The organism is Rhizobium sp. P43 (genome assembly GCF_056730705.1).
Genome location: NZ_CM161539.1, coordinates 2111514 through 2126638, shown reverse-complemented (window position 1 = coordinate 2126638; position 15125 = coordinate 2111514). Strand labels below are relative to the sequence as shown.

Below are 15125 nucleotides of genomic sequence, written 5' to 3'. Positions count from 1 at the left end.
CTCCATGGCGGTGCCGGAAGGGGGAACTGTATGCGGCGGACCGCACACCTAGGATTGAAACAGGGTATTCGAATTAGTGCATATAATCGGGAGGGATGCTTAAAGATTTCCTAAAATTCTAGCTTTAGTCATCGATTGATCGCGAATACACGGTATGGTGTACCACAGTTATCGCTAAAGCGTGTCGCATTTATTCAGCCTCATATCCTGCGGCTTTGAAGAAGTTTCGGCATTCAGTGACAGAGAAGAGGGCGATGATGTCGCCGAGGGCTTGGGCAATCGTGTCGAAGCTCCTGGCTGCTCGCTTTCGCAAGAGCGCCTTGAGCTTTGAGAACGCCATTTCGATGGGGTTCAGGTCCGGCGAATAGGGCGGCAGGAAGAGAAGCCAGGCCCCCTTCGCCTTGACCAGTTGTTCGGCTTTCTCGCTTTTGTGGAAGCCGACATTGTCGAGGATGACAACATCGCCGGGCGACAGTGTCGGCGCAAGCTGTGTCTCGATCCATGTTTCAAAGATGCGGCTGTTCATGGGTGCATCGACAATCCATGGCGCGGTCAGGCCATGGCAGCGCAGTCCGGCGATGAATGTCTGCGTCTTCCAGTGGCCGAAGGGAGCGTAAGCCGCAAAGCGACTGCCTTTGGCAGACCATCCGGTGCGCTTCGTCAGACGGGTATTCGTGGACGTCTCATCGATAAAGATGAGCCGTGACAACGCCTTGTTGAAGAACCGCTTTCGCCGGCCAATCCAAAGATCACGCGCCTTGGCGATCTCCGGTCTGAGCTGCTCGCTTGCCTTGAGGCTTTTTTTTATTGCTGAGCCCAAGCCGATGTAGAAACCGCCCGACGGTTGCGCGGTGGACTTCGATGCCGCGCTCGGCCAGTTCGAGACACAGTTCGTCCAGCGTCACTTCGCCATTGAGGGCTACGCGCTCGCTGATCCATTCCCCATGCGGCGAAAGTTTACTGCCAGGCGGGTGGCCCTGTCTGGCAGGCCGAAGAGAACCAGAGGAACGATGCAGGATCATCATGTTGTTGACGAACCGGGGCGAAACCCGGAAATGCCGGGCGGCTTCCCGATTGCTGTTGCCTTCATTCACAAACGCAACGACACGCTCACGCAACTCCATCGGATGCGGCTTGCCCATGGCGCTTCTCCTTCCACGGGCACAGTCAATCACAGATCAAGAAAAACCGGAATCCTGAATCCCGTTTGCCGCGACACGCTTTAGGTTACTTTTTAGGTGCGAGCTTTGATGGTTGCACGCAAACGTTTGCGTGAGCGGCGCGCGTAGCCTCGTGAGGCAGGAGAATCAGCCTGCCATGGCCTCTTCGTATTCGCTCGACAGTTCGAGCCACTGCTCTTCCGCGGCTGACAGCTTCGCTGCTGCCTCACCGCGCTGCTTGGCCTTCTCGGCGGCCTTGGCCGGCGCCTTCTCGTAGAGGGCGGGGTCGGCCAGTTCCTTGTCGAGCGCCTGAATCAAAGTCTCCAGTTTCTTCGTCAAGGCTTCGACTTCGTTGATCTTTTTCTTCAGCGGCGCGAGGCTCGCCCGCTTGTCGGCAGCCGCTTTGCGCTGCTCTGCCTTGTTGACAGTGTCAGCGCCGCTGTCGCCCCTGTCCTTTTCCTGGGGCTTCTTGCCGGACGCGATGATCAGCGAGCGATATTCTTCCATGTCGCCGTCGAAGCTCGTCACGGTGCCGTTGTTGACCAGCCACAGCCGGTCGACCGTCGCCTCGATCAGGTGGCGATCGTGGGAAATCAGGATGACGGCGCCCTCGTAGTCGTTGAGCGCCTCGATCAGCGCCTTGCGGCTGTCGATGTCGAGATGGTTGGTCGGTTCGTCGAGGATCAGGAGGTTCGGCGCGTGGAAGGCCGCAAGCCCCATCAGCAGACGTGCCTTCTCGCCGCCAGAGAGATCCTTGGCGGCTGTCTCCATCTTTTCCGTCGCAAGCCCCATCTGCGCAACGCGCGCGCGCACCTTCGCTTCCGGCTCCTGCGGCATCAGGCGGCGGACATGATCGACAGGGCTCTCGTTCGGGATCAGGTCATCAAGCTGATGCTGGGCGAAGAAGCCGATCTTCAGGCTTGGCGCCGTCTTCAGCTGTCCGCCCTGGGCTTCAAGGCGGCCGGAGATGAACTTGGCGAAGGTCGACTTGCCGTTGCCGTTCGAGCCGAGCAGGGCGATGCGATCGTCGTTGTCGATCCGGAGATTGAGGTTCTTCAAGATCGGCTTGCCCGGTTCGTAACCCACAACGCCGCCCGAGATCGCCACGATCGGGGAGGCGGGCTGCTTTTCGGGTTCGGGAAAGGTGATCGGATGGACGTGATCCTCGATCACGGCGGCCACCGTGCCCATGCGCTCCAGCGCCTTGATGCGGCTCTGCGCCTGCTTGGCCTTGGTCGCTTTGGCGCGGAACCGGTCGATGAAGCTCTGCAGGTGTTTGCGCGCCGCATCGTTCTTCGCCTTGGCCTTCATCTGCAATTCGTCGTTCTCGGCCTTCTGCCGCTCGAAGCTGTCATAGCCGCCGCGGTAGAAGGTCAGCTTCTTCTGGTCGAGATGCACGATCGAGTTGACGGCGGTGTTCAGAAGGTCGCGGTCATGGCTGATGATGATGACGGTATGCGGATAGCGCCGCACATAGTCTTCAAGCCACAGCGTGCCTTCGAGGTCGAGATAGTTGGTCGGCTCGTCGAGCAGCAGAAGGTCCGGCTCGGCAAACAGCACCGAGGCAAGCGCCACGCGCATGCGCCAGCCGCCGGAAAAGGAGGAGGCCGGGCGCAGCTGCGCCTCGTGGTCGAAGCCGAGGCCGGAAAGAATGGTCGCCGCGCGCGCCTCGGCTGAATGCGCACCGATATCGGCAAGCCGCGTCTGGATCTCGGCAATCCGCAGCGGATCCGTGGCCGTCTCCGCTTCAGCGAGCAGGGCCGTCCGCTCCTTGTCGGCCGATAGCACGATCGAGATCAGCGACTCTTCCGTACCCGGCGCTTCCTGCGCCACCTGGCCGATCCGGGCATTCTTGGGGATCGAGATCGAGCCGCTTTCGGAGGCGAGATCGCCGGTGATGATCCGAAACAGCGTCGACTTGCCGGCCCCGTTCTTGCCGACGAGACCGGCCTTGGTCCCGGCCGGCAGCGAGACGCTGGCATGGTCGATAAGCAGGCGTCCGGCGACGCGGGCGGAAATGTCGGTGATCGTGATCATGGTTCTGGCTTTTGGCCGATGTCACGGCCAAAGGCAAGCGGGCGACCGGTGCATCGACCCTGCTGTTTCAGGCGACCTGCCTCTGCCCCGGCTTGTAGCCGATGATGGGTTGGCGCGGGTTCTGGCGGGCAAGGATGGTCGCCGTCTTGGCGATGGCCAGCCAGCTTGTCGGATCGGATGCTTCATGCGCCATGGCATGGCCGATCGCAAGCGGCAGACCGCCAAGGTCATGGGTGGCTTCTGAGGCGAAGACGAGATTGTTTTCGGCCGTCATGAACAGACGTTCGGCAATCACATGCGCTTCGTCGGCATTGATGCCATTGAAGATGAAGGCGAAGGTATCCGCTTCGATCCGGGCGATGACGTCCTGTTTCTTGATCGCCTTGCGGAAGATGCCGGCGAGCCCCTTGATCAGCTTTCCGACGGCCTCCTCCCCATACTGCTGCTGCAGGCCGGATAGGTCGAGGATCTCTATCAAAACCAGAGCCGAGGGATGCGAGGGCGAGGATTCGCTATGGGTTTCTTCCAAGGTCCGGAAGAGGCTGATGCGGTTGGGCAGGCCGGTCAGCCTGTCCCGCGTCATCGCTGCCTGTGTTGCCTGAATGGCGCGATCGGCACTCATTAAGCTTTCCAGCGTCTCCGACACCTGAGCTGTCAGAGCGGTCTCCGCCCGAACCATGTCACTCGCGATCGAGGCAAGGAGGTCGAGTTCACCGAGCAATTGATCGATGCCGACGGAAACGTCTTCGCGAATAGAACGGATGACGCTTTCGACGGAGTTGGTGAAAGCGCGTTTCTGGGTCAGGCCAAGTGCCAGATGATCGCTGAGTGCTGCCACCCTCTTCAGGGTGTCGCCTTGCAACCGCTCGGCAGACACGCCGCAATGGCCAGGCAGGCGATGTTTGAGGCCAAGATTGTCGAGTGCCGCCTGCGCCGGACGGGCGCCGAGGTCTTGAAGCTCCCGCGCCAGCTCCGGATTGCCTCCGCTGAAGGCTTCGTGGATGAGCTCGAAGTTGCGGGGGAACCCGGCGATCTGCTGTTTCAGCATGAAGGCGGTGATCTTCTGAAGATCATTTGCCGATGTGCTCATGGGGGATGTCCGGAAATCTCTGAGGGGCGGCGGCATTATCAACTGACAATGACCAGTCGGCATGACTGTACCAGGCTGGCGGATACGAAACGGTTAACTCGGCTGAAGGAACCATCGGCTGCGACAGATGCGCGCAAACCCTTAGAGATTTAAGGGTGAGTTAGAAAATGTTAATCAAAACAGGAATATAAAAGTTTTATTAAATGTATCGTCTCACGCAGCTTTTGACGCTTGCCCGCAGACGCGACGTGAGAGACCGCAGCATGAAACTGACCCTACCCGCAGCCTATTTCCTTCTGGCAGTCGTGGCGCTCGCCATGATTGCTGCGAGACCATCCGGGCCGTTTGTTCTCGTCGTGACGTCGCCTGGCCTCGAGGCGATCGGCAACATGGCGGTTCTGGAAAAGGCTGGCGGAGCCTTCGTATGGGCGGGCAAGGTTCCATGGATGTCCGTCGCCTATTCCCAAGCTCCGGACTTTCCGAAGCGACTTCTCGATGCGGGCGCACTGCTCGTCATCAATCATGATCTGGCACTGGGGTGCCTTCAAGGACTAAACACATGAATGAACTGAATAAGCTCCGCGAGCGGGCGTCCTATGGAATTATCGGTCTCCTCTGGGTGAACTTTGCCCTTATCGTCCTACGCAACTTCCTGCGCGAGGAGGGCGTGGACTGGACGATGATCATCGGGGCCCTCGTCTTGCTGGTGCCCGCGACCGTGATCTGGTCCCGGGATCATACCGGTGCGACCACCCGGATGGTGACGTCCATGGCGAATGCGGCAACGGTCGCCATCCTCGTTTTCGCCTTCCAAGGCTCTCCGTTGCAAATTGACATCCATATGTATTTCTTCGCGAGCCTCGCGATCAGTGCTGCCTGGATCGATTGGCGTGCGATCGTCGGTTATGCCGCCCTCGTTGCAGTCCATCACTTGCTGCTTTTCGTCGTCATGCCGCTTGCAGTTTTTCCGGGCGAATCCGATTTCTCGCGCGTCCTCTTGCATGCGGTCGTCTTGATTGTCCAAAGCACCGTGTTGATTGCCCTGACCTCGGCCGTCGTTCAGGCATTTGATGTGTCTGATAAGGCTGTTGCAGACGCGGTTTCGGCCAGCCGTGAAGCGGTCGATATGGCGGATCACGCCCGCCGGACCGATGCTGCGGCCGAAACTGCGCGCCGCAAGCGGGAAGAGGAAAAGGAACGCGAGAGCGAGGCTGTTGAATTTGCCGTCGCGGCCCTCGCCAGGTCTCTGCAGCGGCTGGCCGACGGTGATCTGTCTTGCCGCATCGATACCTCCTTCACGGGAGCCCTTGATGAGTTGCGCACCTCGTTCAACGCCTCGGTTCAGAAGCTCGACGCGGCGCTCTCGCAGGTCGGTCAGGTCGCAACTGTCATCCGTCATGGGACCAGCCAGATCGGACATGCGAACAACGACCTTTCCGCGCGAAGCGAACGACAGGCAGCCTCTGTTGAAGAGACCGCGTCCGCTCTGTCGAGCGTCGTGGCCACCGTCAAGCAGACTGCTTCAGTCGCCGATGCGGTGGGCAAGCTGGTCGATCAGGCGCGCACCGGAGCCGAACGGTCGGGGACGATCGTCACCGACGCGGTGTCCGCCATGAGCCGCATCGAACAGTCGTCTCAGTCGATCTCGAACATCATTGGAGTCATCGACGAGATCGCCTTCCAGACGAACCTGCTCGCCCTCAATGCCGGTGTCGAAGCTGCGCGGGCCGGTGAAGCCGGCAAGGGCTTTGCCGTGGTTGCCCAGGAGGTTCGGGAGCTTGCCCAGCGTTCCGCGACGGCGGCCAAGGAAATCAAGGCCCTCATCAATGCCTCCGGTGACGAGGTCCGTCATGGTGTCTCGCTCGTCGACCAGGCTGGCGAGGCGCTGAGCACGATCTCGACAGAGGTTCAGGCGATCAGCCGCGAGATCTGCAAGATCATCGACGGTGCCAAAAGTCAGGCCCAGGGGCTCGCTGAGATCGATCTGGCCATCGGCCATATTGACAAGAACACCCAGCAGAACGCCGCCATGGTGGAGGAGTCCAGCGCTGCGATCCAGCAGCTCGTCCAGGAGGCCGCCACGCTCGACCGTCTCATGACCCAGTTCGCACTCGGCTCCGGAGCGGGTCACGACACACGTCGCGCCGCCTGATCGAAAGCATGGTGTTGAAGATACAGAATGGGGCCGCGATCAACGCGGCCCCATTTCTTTTGGGGCATCACAATCGAGACACGAAGCGATCTAGACTCAGAGCCACTGCTTCCCCTCGCTGCGGACGAAGTAGATCAGATCAAGGGCAAGGCTCGGTTTGCCCATGGATGTCAGCCCGGCATGCACCTGACCGCGATGATGGGTCTGGTGGTTGAAGAAATGGGTCAGCGCCGGCCAGAGTTTGTGGGTCACCAACTCCAGCGACGTGACCGGTGTGTAGGTGAAGGGCGCTTCGAGTTTTTCCGGTGTGAGCGTCTCGACGGTGCGCATGATGCGTGCATCCTCCTCGACACGTGCCGCCATCAGATCCTTGAATTCCTTGTAGGGTTTTTCGTCCAGTGCCTTGGGCTTCGGGCCTTCGCCAGTAAAGCGGTTGAGCCACACCCGATCCGCTGTGAGGATATGGCTGAGCGTGGCAAAGACCGACCCGAAGAAGGCGCCGGTGTCGCGATGGAGCTCGACTTCGGAGAGCTCCGAAGCGGCGGCATAGAGGAGCCGGTTGGCCCAGGCATTGTAGGCTGCGAGCATCTGGTAGTTCTGCATGGTGCACTCCTGAATATGGTCAGGCGCGCAGTCTAGCGGGCTTCGACCGAAATGGGGGTGATGGGATCCATGAAAAAAGCTGATTTGCATCTGGCCCAAGGATCGGCTTGTCTGGCGCGAAGCTAGGAGAACCCGATGACAATCACGCTCTATTCGCTGTGTGGCGCGGATGCCGCCCGTCCCTTCTCGCCGCATTGCTGGAAGGCGGTTATGGCCCTTCACCACAAGGGCCTCGCCTTCGAAGAGCGGCCGCTCGCCTTTACCGCGATCCCGACGGTGGAGGGCGGCTTCTCCAGGACGGTGCCCATTCTTCGGGACGATCAGCAGCTGATTTCCGATAGCTTCCGCATCGCGCTCTACCTGGAAGAGGCCTATCCGGAGCAACCGAGCCTGTTCGGCGGAGAGGGCGGTGTTGCCGCAGCGCGCCTGATCGAGGGTTATTCCCAGCATGTTGTCCACGGGGCGATCACCAAGATCGCGCTGATCGACATCCATGACATGCTCGCTCCGACCGACCAGGCCTATTTCCGCAAGAGCCGCGAAGAGCGTCTCGGACGGACCTTCGAGGAAATGGCCGCCGGGCGGGAGGCCGCAATAGCCGCCTTGCCTGCGGCCCTGCAGCCGCTCCGCCACATGCTGGCCTTCCAGCCGTTTGTCGGTGGCGCAACGCCGCTCTTCGGCGACTATATCCTGTTCGGCGCGCTGCAGTGGCTGAGGATCACCACCGGGGCCCTGCATCTGCCATCCGACGACCCGGTCAGCCTCTGGTTCGACCGCTGCCTCGGTCTCTACAACGGTGTGGCGCGCCAGGTGGCGTGAGCACCGCAAGCGAACCGATTGTGACGTCATCGTGAAATTCGAAAACCCCTCTTGTCTTCGTGATTCGGGGCGGGTAGATACCGCCCACTTTCCCTGACAGACAAAAGGATGAGACAGATGGCGATTGAACGCACCTTCTCGATGATCAAGCCCGATGCCACCAAGCGCAACCTGACCGGTGCGATCACGAAGGTCTTCGAAGACAACGGCCTGCGCGTCGTCGCTTCAAAGCGCGTATGGATGAGCAAGCGCGAAGCCGAAGGCTTTTACGCGGTTCACAAGGATCGCCCCTTCTTCGGCGAACTGGTTGAAGGCATGACCTCGGGCCCGACCGTCGTTCAGGTTCTCGAAGGCGAAAACGCCATCCTGAAGAACCGCGAGATCATGGGCGCCACCAATCCGGCCAACGCCGACGAAGGCACCATCCGCAAGATGTTCGCCCTCTCGATCGGCGAAAACTCGGTCCACGGTTCGGATGCTCCGGAAACCGCTGCCCAGGAAATCAAGTACTGGTTCGCCGACACCGAGATCGTCGGCTGAATCAAGTCCTGAGGCTTGCGCCTCAAGAGGCTGAATGAATTGAAGAACCGGGGCCGAAAGGCTCCGGTTTTTCGTTGCGTGAGGTCATGATCATGCTGCCGGGCAGGTCTTTTCCTGCGCGTAGTCGACCTTGCCGTCCGCACCATAGACCTCCGGATTGGGCGTGTAGACGGGGCCGACGACCAGCGGCTTGCCCGGCATGATGCTCTGATCCAGCGTCGAGGTGAGGGTCGTCTCGATCGTCTGGATCACCTTGTCCTCGCCATCGAGAATGCGGATATCGACCGCATAGGTCTTGCCCTTGGCGACGCAATGCACGGGCGGGCTTTCCAGCGACACCTTTTCCCAGAACGGAAAGATCTTCGAGCGTGTGACGAGCGGTGGACCGCCCGCAGGGTTCTCGAACGTGGTTTCGACGAAGCTCTGGTCTGGCAGAGGGCCGTTGCGGGCAAGCGTCACCACATAGGTCGCCTCCGCCACGCGGTAGTTGAAGATGAAGACCTTGCCGCTGACCTTGAGCGGTTCCTTCGTGTCCTCACGCTGACAGCCGGATAGACTTGTGATGCCCACGAGCAGGGCAGCCCCGATCACAATCGCCTTCATGGCGAACTCTCCTTCTTTCGATGATAATGCCGGTTCGCCTTCACGCGATTGCCGCAGACGGCCATGTCGCACCAGGTGCGGCTGCGGTTCTTGCTGCGGTCGAGGAAGAGCCATCCGCAATTGCTGCAGATTTTCATCCGCTCCGGCTGCGGCTCGCAGATCAGGCCGAGCGCCGAGCGGGCCGTGGCCGCCTCCAGGCTGTCGTCGTCTGTCGCAGCGCGCAACGCGGCGGCAGCCGCCTCTAGCAGATCGGCAAGCTGTTCTCGGCCGTCATTACCCAGCACGCGACGCCGGAAATAGGCGTCGATGGCCTCCCGCAGCGCAAGGAACAGAGGCTGATGTTCGGGCAGGACCGGTCGCAAGGGGCCGAAGCGCTCTCGCTCCGCAGAAAGGCGGGAGGCAGCCTCCGGAAAGGCTTCGAGCTGTTCGGGCACGGCGAAACGGTCACGCCGACCGTCAGGGTCATGGCGGAGGATGACGCTGTTCGCCACATCTAAGGCGAGCGCGCCACCGGCAAAACGGTGAGGGGTCCAGGAAAAGCTCATAGACTCAATATAACTGGTAAAAGCAATTTTGATAGTTATAAATGCGATAGGAGGGATAAATGGCCTATCTGCTGCAGCAGCTTCTGAATGCGCTACCCATGGCCGGCCTCTATGCCTGCCTCGCCTTCGGCTATGCGCTTGCTTTCGGCGTGACGAGGCGGCCCGACATCATCTTTGGGGCACTGGTCGCCTTTGCCGGCCAGATCTGTCTTCTGTTCACCGATTTTGGCTGGAACCGCCTCTATCTGGTCCTGCCGGCCGCCATCTCCCTGGGGTTGGCAGCGGGCCTTGCCTATGCGCTGCTGGCCGGCCTGTGGACCGCGCGCCATGTCATGATGCCCCTGCACAAGCGCTCACCGAATGCCTTGATCGTCGCCTCGCTGGGTGTCGTGCTGGTGCTTTCAGAAGCCGCGCGTTTGGCGCTCGACACGCGAAGCCTCTGGCTGCCGCCGATGGGCCAGCAGATCCTCACGCTGATGGAGGTTGATGGCCGCCCGGTCGGGCTTACCATGCTGCAGATCCTGCATGTCGGCCTGATGGTCCTGCTCGTTGCGATCGGCCAGGCTGCACTCTTAGCCAGCCGGGCAGGGCGGCTGTGGCAGGCCGTCAGTCAGGATCCCCTGGCAAGCCGTCTTGTCGGGGTGGATGCTGACGCCGTATTTGTCCTGTCGCTGATGGCTGCATCACTCTTTGCGGCGCTGGGCGGACTGTCGGCCACCGTGCTCTACGGCACCATGGATTTTGGCGCAGGCCTGATGTTCGGCTTGAAAGTCGTTCTGGTCGCGGCGGTCGGCGGCTATTCCCGCCCGCTTCATTCGGCGCTGGGTGCTGCAGCTGTCGCCTTTGCCGAAGCCCTATGGAGCGCCTATGGCCCGATGATCTGGCGCGATGCCGTGATCATTTCGGCTCTGGTCTGGCTTCTGGTGATCAGCCGTCGCGAGCGGATCATTCCTTGATCCACCGATCCCGCGCGCTGTCATCGGCATCCTTCGCCGCGACCCAGTCACCGCTCGTCCCGTCCCGGCCATGCTCCTTCTTCCAGAAGGGCGCGGAGGTCTTGAGGAAATCCATCACGAAGTTGGCGCCGTCGAATGCGGCCTGGCGGTGCGGGGCTGCGGCGGTCACCAGCACGATCTGCTCGCCCGCCTCGATCCGGCCGAAGCGATGGATGGCGGTCAGTCCGATCAGCGAGAAGCGGTCGATGGCCAGCTGCGCGATGCGCATCATCTCGGCTTCTGCCATGCCGGGATAGTGTTCGAGTTCGAGCGCCGAAAGCGTGCCCGCCTCATCGCGGCACAGGCCGACGAAGGAGACGAGTGCGCCGATGTCGTGGCGACCTGCGGTCAACAGGCGTGACTCGGCGGCTGCATCGAAGTCGTCACGCTGCACGCGAATGGTGGGGATCGCATGTCTCATATGTTCACGCATATCGCCAGCAATACCCCCCTCTGCCTTGCCAGGCATCTCCCCCTCAAGGGGGGAGATTGGCCAGGGGCGCAATCACCGCTCCGTCGCAAGTGTCGGTGGTTTTCAAAGCGGTTCCGCAGATCGATCTCCCCCCTTGAGGGGGATTTGTCCGCGCTTCGATGCAATCGAAGGAGGACAGAGGGGGGTACGTTTCCCACCGGTGCGCCGGTCATGAGAACCTCCTCGATAGTCACCCGCCCGTCATCGGCGGAAAGATACCGATCTCTCGGGCGCCCGCGATCGGCTCGTGATGCTCCACATGCTCCTGATTGATCGCTACACGGATGGCCTTGGGAAAGCGCAGCGCCTCCTCATGCCCATCCCCGAGCGTCGCAAGCCATGTCACGAGATCGCCGGCGGTCTTCACCTCTGCCGGGATGTCGAGTTCTTCCTCACCCTTGCCGATCCGCTCGCGGACCCAGGCGAAGTAGACGAGCTTGACCATCTCAATCCACCATATGCTTGGCGCCGGCGCGGAAATAGTCGTAGCCGGTATAGATGGTCAGGATCGCGGCGATCCAGAGCAGCGTAATCCCGGCCTCGGTGGTGTAAGGCAGGATCTTGTCGCCGGCTGGGCCTGCCAGAAGGAAACCGAGCGCAAACATTTGCGCCGTCGTTTTCCACTTGGCGATCCGCGTAACGGGGACCGAGACCTTCAGGGCAGCGAGATACTCGCGCAGGCCCGAAACCAGGATTTCACGGCAGAGAATGGTGATCGCCGCCCAGATCGACCAGCCGGCAATCGTGCCGTCGGCCGCCATCAACAGCAGCACCGAGGCGATCAGCAGCTTGTCGGCGATCGGGTCCAGCATTTTGCCGATATTGGATGTCTGGTTCCAGATGCGCGCCAGATAGCCGTCGAGATAATCGGTGATCGAGGCGACGACAAAGATCGTCAGCGCTGTCCAACGCGCAAAATCCGAGCTCTGCAGCCGGCCTTCCAGAAAGAAGCACACGACGATGAGCGGCACGGCGAGAATGCGAGCGTAGGTCAGGAGATTGGGAATGTTGTATGCGCGCGAAGCCATGATGCCCTGTCTGTCAGTTCTGGTGCGTCTCTAGATGTGATGGGTTTCGGTCGGGGCCGTCAACCCAAGAATTCTGAATGGTCTTTACAGTTGTCTCGACCCCGGATGCGTCGTTTCCATGTCAATCGCCGCTGCTTTCGTGAAAATGATTGTAGATGAGGCGCGCGACTGCCTCAGAAATGCCCTCGACGGCCATGAGATCGCTGACGGCAGCCCGCGATACGGCCTTGGCCGTTCCGAAATGCTGCAGAAGCGCCCGCTTGCGCGTCGGGCCGATGCCGGAGATTTCGTCGAGCGGGTTCTTGACCATTTCCTTCTTGCGCCGCGCCCGGTGTGAGCCGATCGCAAAGCGGTGCGCCTCGTCGCGCATGCGCTGGATGAAGTAGAGCACGGGATCTCGTGGCGGCAGCGTGAAGTCCGGCTTGCCCTCGACGAAGAAGCGCTCGCGCCCTGCATCCCTGTCCACACCTTTGGCCACGCCGATCGCGATCACGCTGTCGGTGATGTCGAGTTCGTCGAGGATCTTGCGCACCGCCGTCATCTGGCCCTGACCGCCGTCGATCAGGATGACATCCGGCCAGGCAGGGAAGGCGTTATCGCCGTTGTCTTCAGGCACGACGCTGCGATCCGGCTTGCCCTCTTCCTTCAGCAGGCGCGAGAAGCGGCGGGTCATGACTTCCCGCATCATGCCGAAGTCGTCGCCCGGCGTGATGTCGGTCGATTTGATGTTGAACTTCCGGTACTGGCCCTTCACGAAGCCTTCCGGCCCCGCAACCACCATGCCGCCCACCGCATTGGTGCCCATGATATGGGAGTTGTCGTAGATCTCGATGCGGCGCGGCACGTAGGGCAGTTGGAACGTCTCGGCGAGGCCGGCGAGAAGACGCGACTGCGAAGCGGTCTCGGCGAGCTTGCGGCCATGAGCTTCGCGGGCATTGGCGTTCACGTGGTCGACGAGATCCTTCTTTTCCCCGCGCTGCGGCACGCTGATCGAAACCTTGTGCCCGGCCTTCTCGGAAAGTGCTGCGGCGAGCAGATCCTGCTCCTCGACCTCTTCGGAGAGAAGAATGAGGCGCGGCACGGGTTTGTCGTCGTAGAACTGCGCCAGGAAGGAATTGAGCACTTCCGCCGCGCTGAGCTGCGGATCGGCTTTGGGGAAATAGGCCTGGTTGCCCCAGTTCTGGCTGGCGCGGAAGAAGAAGACCTGGATGCAGGACAGCCCGCCCTCGTGATGGATGGCGAAAACATCAGCCTCCTCGACGCCGGCCGGATTGATCCCCTGGTGGCTCTGAACATGGCTGAGGCCGGCGAGACGATCGCGGAAAACGGCGGCCCGCTCGAAATCGAGATCTTCGGCCGCTTCGTTCATCGCGCGTGCCATGGCTTCCTTGACGTTCTGGCTCTTGCCCGACAGGAAGTCCTTCGCCTCGTTGACGAGACCTGCATAATCCTGGTCGCTGATCTCATGCGTGCAAGGACCGGAACAGCGCTTGATCTGATAGAGAAGACAGGGCCGCGTGCGGCTCTCGAAGACGCTGTCCGTGCATGTGCGCAGCAGGAAGGCGCGCTGCAGCGAATTGATCGTGCGGCCCACTGCACTCGCCGAAGCGAAGGGGCCGAAATAGTCACCCTTGCGGGCCCGCGCCCCGCGATGCTTGTAGATGGCCGGAGAGCGGCTGTCGCCGGTGATCAGAATATAGGGAAAGCTCTTGTCGTCGCGCAAAAGCACGTTGAAGCGCGGGCGCAGGCGCTTGATCAGGTTGGCTTCGAGCAGCAGCGCCTCTACCTCGGTCCGGGTCGTGACGAATTCCATATGCACGGTATCGCGCACCATGCGTGACAACCGGTTCGAATGCACCCGGCCTTGGGCATAATTGCTGACGCGCTTCTTCAGGCTGCGCGCCTTGCCGACATACATGACCTCGCCGTCCTTGTTCAGCATGCGGTAGACGCCGGGCGCATTCGGCAGTCGCTTGACGAATTCGCCGATCAGCTCGGCGCCGGTCAGTCCCGTCTCGTCCAAGCCATCGACATGCCAGTCGATCTCGATGCCGGGACGCGTGGCATCCACGTCCACCACGACGTCGTCGTCATCGTCTTCCGTGCCGTCATAGAGAATGCCGCCGTCGGGCAGCTTTCCTCCATTCATTCATTGATCTCCGTGCCGTGCCAAATCAGATGCTGGCCCCCATCCAAGGCGATCATTTGGCCGGTGATCGACGGCGTGTCAAAAAGAAAGCGGATTGTTCGACCGAATTCCTCGAGTGACGGCCCCCGTTTCAGGGGAAGACTGTCGACCTGCGCCTGGAAATCCTCCGGCCTTTGCCGCTCGGAGATGAGGGTCGGCCCGGGGCCGATCGCATTCACGCGAACGCGTGGTGAAAAGGCCTGGGCCAGCGTCTGTGTTGCCGTCCAGAGCGTGGCCTTCGACAGCGTGTAGGAAAAGAAGGTCGGCTTTAGTGCCAGCACCCGCTGATCGATGATGTTGACGATGAGGCCGGAGCGATCCTCGGGGAGGGCTTTGACCAGCGCGCCGCTCAGGATCGCCGGCGCCCGGACATGGACATTGAAATGCCGGTCGAAGATCTCGGCGTCAAAATCGACGACCGTGTCGTCTTCGAAGACCGAGGCGTTGTTGACGAGTAGGCCGACCGGGCCGAATTCCGCTTCTGTCTGCGCAATCAGCGATCCGGTCTCGGAAATGTTACCAAGATCCGCCTTCAGCGCGATGGCCTTCTTTCCCTCGGACCGCAACGCGCGGGCCACGGCCTCCGCCGCGTCCAGCGAGCCGTTCGCATGCAATGCCACGGCAAAACCATGGGCGGCCAAGTCTTCGGCGATGGCCCGGCCAAGTCGTTTTGCCGATCCGGTGACCAAAGCCACCTTCGGGATGCCGTTTTGCATCTGTCTTACCTTGTGCTGTCAGTGGTGTTGCGCTGCATATATGGCGGCGGCGCGATATTTAAACGGGGCATTTCTGAAACTTTGTGCGCGCTTTGCTTTCATACTGCGACGTATTGAATAAGTATAAATTGAAGAAATCTTCAGTAAAATCCGTAAACCATTTGTTATGGTTAACGA

General features: G+C 60.9%; 17 protein-coding genes. 5 read left to right on the top strand and 12 right to left on the bottom strand.

The genetic code is table 11. The annotated features are described in order from the left end of the window. Window positions 1-190: 190 nt before the first annotated feature. The 4 genes from AC1PUL_RS10565 to AC1PUL_RS10550 form a co-directional block, all read right to left on the bottom strand. Window positions 191-709 carry an IS630 family transposase gene (locus AC1PUL_RS10565; protein ID WP_480464775.1) on the bottom strand — a complete coding sequence of 173 codons (519 nt, stop codon included), beginning with the start codon at window positions 707-709 and terminating at the stop codon, window positions 191-193. Window positions 710-749: 40 nt separating this feature from the next. Next, complete coding sequence (locus AC1PUL_RS10560; RefSeq protein WP_480464776.1) at window positions 750-1142, bottom strand: helix-turn-helix domain-containing protein; 393 nt, start codon at window positions 1140-1142, stop codon at window positions 750-752. A 165-nt stretch (window positions 1143-1307) separates the two neighbouring features. Beyond that, window positions 1308-3197 (bottom strand): ABC-F family ATP-binding cassette domain-containing protein, encoded by a 1890-nt coding sequence (locus tag AC1PUL_RS10555; protein ID WP_480468333.1) that lies wholly within the window; start codon window positions 3195-3197, stop codon window positions 1308-1310. A 67-nt stretch (window positions 3198-3264) separates the two neighbouring features. After that, window positions 3265-4287: a GGDEF domain-containing protein gene (locus tag AC1PUL_RS10550; RefSeq protein WP_480468331.1), complete on the bottom strand. Its 1023-nt coding sequence runs from the start codon at window positions 4285-4287 to the stop codon at window positions 3265-3267. 263 nt (window positions 4288-4550) lie between these two features. Here AC1PUL_RS10550 and AC1PUL_RS10545 point away from each other — a divergent pair, with 263 nt between their 5' ends. Further along, window positions 4551-4850, top strand: coding sequence for a hypothetical protein (locus AC1PUL_RS10545; protein WP_480468329.1), 300 nt, complete (start codon window positions 4551-4553; stop codon window positions 4848-4850). Next, window positions 4847-6439 (top strand): methyl-accepting chemotaxis protein, encoded by a 1593-nt coding sequence (locus tag AC1PUL_RS10540; protein WP_480468327.1) that lies wholly within the window; start codon window positions 4847-4849, stop codon window positions 6437-6439. Before AC1PUL_RS10545 ends, AC1PUL_RS10540 begins: the two co-directional genes overlap by 4 nt. 96 nt (window positions 6440-6535) lie before the next feature. Here AC1PUL_RS10540 and AC1PUL_RS10535 read toward each other — a convergent pair whose 3' ends face one another. Beyond that, a complete protein-coding gene (locus tag AC1PUL_RS10535; protein WP_480468325.1) occupies window positions 6536-7042 on the bottom strand; it encodes a DinB family protein in 507 nt (168 codons plus the stop codon). Window positions 7043-7177: 135 nt separating this feature from the next. Between AC1PUL_RS10535 and AC1PUL_RS10530 the strand changes: the two genes are divergently transcribed. Together AC1PUL_RS10530 and ndk are read left to right on the top strand one after the other, a co-directional pair. Beyond that, window positions 7178-7861, top strand: coding sequence for a glutathione S-transferase family protein (locus AC1PUL_RS10530; RefSeq protein WP_480468323.1), 684 nt, complete (start codon window positions 7178-7180; stop codon window positions 7859-7861). A gap of 117 nt (window positions 7862-7978) precedes the next feature. After that, a complete protein-coding gene (gene ndk / locus AC1PUL_RS10525) occupies window positions 7979-8401 on the top strand; it encodes a nucleoside-diphosphate kinase (protein WP_298462114.1) in 423 nt (140 codons plus the stop codon). Between the two features lie 90 nt (window positions 8402-8491). Here ndk and AC1PUL_RS10520 read toward each other — a convergent pair whose 3' ends face one another. Beyond that, entirely contained in the window at window positions 8492-9004 is a 513-nt protein-coding gene (locus AC1PUL_RS10520; RefSeq protein WP_480468321.1) for a hypothetical protein, read from the bottom strand. Next, window positions 9001-9549 (bottom strand): CGNR zinc finger domain-containing protein, encoded by a 549-nt coding sequence (locus AC1PUL_RS10515; RefSeq protein ID WP_480468319.1) that lies wholly within the window; start codon window positions 9547-9549, stop codon window positions 9001-9003. Before AC1PUL_RS10515 ends, AC1PUL_RS10520 begins: the two co-directional genes overlap by 4 nt. A 59-nt stretch (window positions 9550-9608) precedes the next feature. On the opposite strand from AC1PUL_RS10515, the gene AC1PUL_RS10510 reads away from it, so the two are divergent. Further along, on the top strand, window positions 9609-10505 hold the full coding sequence (locus tag AC1PUL_RS10510; RefSeq protein WP_480468317.1) for an ABC transporter permease subunit: 897 nt from the start codon (window positions 9609-9611) through the stop codon (window positions 10503-10505). On the opposite strand, the gene AC1PUL_RS10505 is transcribed toward AC1PUL_RS10510, so the two are convergent. The 5 genes from AC1PUL_RS10505 to AC1PUL_RS10485 form a co-directional block, all read right to left on the bottom strand. Further along, window positions 10495-10965 (bottom strand): molybdenum cofactor biosynthesis protein MoaE, encoded by a 471-nt coding sequence (locus AC1PUL_RS10505; RefSeq protein WP_480468554.1) that lies wholly within the window; start codon window positions 10963-10965, stop codon window positions 10495-10497. The genes AC1PUL_RS10510 and AC1PUL_RS10505 overlap by 11 nt on opposite strands. 241 nt (window positions 10966-11206) lie before the next feature. Beyond that, window positions 11207-11461: a molybdopterin converting factor subunit 1 gene (gene moaD / locus AC1PUL_RS10500; RefSeq protein WP_480468315.1), complete on the bottom strand. Its 255-nt coding sequence runs from the start codon at window positions 11459-11461 to the stop codon at window positions 11207-11209. Window position 11462: 1 nt separating this feature from the next. Next, on the bottom strand, window positions 11463-12044 hold the full coding sequence (gene pgsA / locus AC1PUL_RS10495; RefSeq protein WP_480468313.1) for a CDP-diacylglycerol--glycerol-3-phosphate 3-phosphatidyltransferase: 582 nt from the start codon (window positions 12042-12044) through the stop codon (window positions 11463-11465). A gap of 121 nt (window positions 12045-12165) precedes the next feature. Then, on the bottom strand, window positions 12166-14193 hold the full coding sequence (gene uvrC / locus AC1PUL_RS10490; protein WP_480468311.1) for an excinuclease ABC subunit UvrC: 2028 nt from the start codon (window positions 14191-14193) through the stop codon (window positions 12166-12168). Beyond that, window positions 14190-14948 (bottom strand): SDR family oxidoreductase, encoded by a 759-nt coding sequence (locus tag AC1PUL_RS10485; RefSeq protein WP_480468309.1) that lies wholly within the window; start codon window positions 14946-14948, stop codon window positions 14190-14192. The genes uvrC and AC1PUL_RS10485 overlap by 4 nt, the downstream gene beginning before the upstream one ends. Window positions 14949-15125 lie beyond the last annotated feature (177 nt).

What these genes read in the sequence shown, in the direction of transcription:
- AC1PUL_RS10550 (WP_480468331.1), bottom strand. Translation starts at nt 4,287, where the DNA reads ATGAGCACATCGGCAAATGATCTTCAGAAGATCACCGCCTTCATGCTG.
- AC1PUL_RS10555 (WP_480468333.1), bottom strand. Translation starts at nt 3,197, where the DNA reads ATGATCACGATCACCGACATTTCCGCCCGCGTCGCCGGACGCCTGCTT.
- uvrC (WP_480468311.1), bottom strand. Translation starts at nt 14,193, where the DNA reads ATGAATGGAGGAAAGCTGCCCGACGGCGGCATTCTCTATGACGGCACG.
- AC1PUL_RS10485 (WP_480468309.1), bottom strand. Translation starts at nt 14,948, where the DNA reads ATGCAAAACGGCATCCCGAAGGTGGCTTTGGTCACCGGATCGGCAAAA.
- AC1PUL_RS10560 (WP_480464776.1), bottom strand. Translation starts at nt 1,142, where the DNA reads ATGGGCAAGCCGCATCCGATGGAGTTGCGTGAGCGTGTCGTTGCGTTT.
- AC1PUL_RS10520 (WP_480468321.1), bottom strand. Translation starts at nt 9,004, where the DNA reads ATGAAGGCGATTGTGATCGGGGCTGCCCTGCTCGTGGGCATCACAAGT.
- AC1PUL_RS10540 (WP_480468327.1), top strand. Translation starts at nt 4,847, where the DNA reads ATGAATGAACTGAATAAGCTCCGCGAGCGGGCGTCCTATGGAATTATC.
- AC1PUL_RS10510 (WP_480468317.1), top strand. Translation starts at nt 9,609, where the DNA reads ATGGCCTATCTGCTGCAGCAGCTTCTGAATGCGCTACCCATGGCCGGC.
- AC1PUL_RS10545 (WP_480468329.1), top strand. Translation starts at nt 4,551, where the DNA reads ATGAAACTGACCCTACCCGCAGCCTATTTCCTTCTGGCAGTCGTGGCG.
- AC1PUL_RS10515 (WP_480468319.1), bottom strand. Translation starts at nt 9,549, where the DNA reads ATGAGCTTTTCCTGGACCCCTCACCGTTTTGCCGGTGGCGCGCTCGCC.
- AC1PUL_RS10505 (WP_480468554.1), bottom strand. Translation starts at nt 10,965, where the DNA reads ATGAGACATGCGATCCCCACCATTCGCGTGCAGCGTGACGACTTCGAT.
- moaD (WP_480468315.1), bottom strand. Translation starts at nt 11,461, where the DNA reads ATGGTCAAGCTCGTCTACTTCGCCTGGGTCCGCGAGCGGATCGGCAAG.
- pgsA (WP_480468313.1), bottom strand. Translation starts at nt 12,044, where the DNA reads ATGGCTTCGCGCGCATACAACATTCCCAATCTCCTGACCTACGCTCGC.
- ndk (WP_298462114.1), top strand. Translation starts at nt 7,979, where the DNA reads ATGGCGATTGAACGCACCTTCTCGATGATCAAGCCCGATGCCACCAAG.
- AC1PUL_RS10530 (WP_480468323.1), top strand. Translation starts at nt 7,178, where the DNA reads ATGACAATCACGCTCTATTCGCTGTGTGGCGCGGATGCCGCCCGTCCC.
- AC1PUL_RS10535 (WP_480468325.1), bottom strand. Translation starts at nt 7,042, where the DNA reads ATGCAGAACTACCAGATGCTCGCAGCCTACAATGCCTGGGCCAACCGG.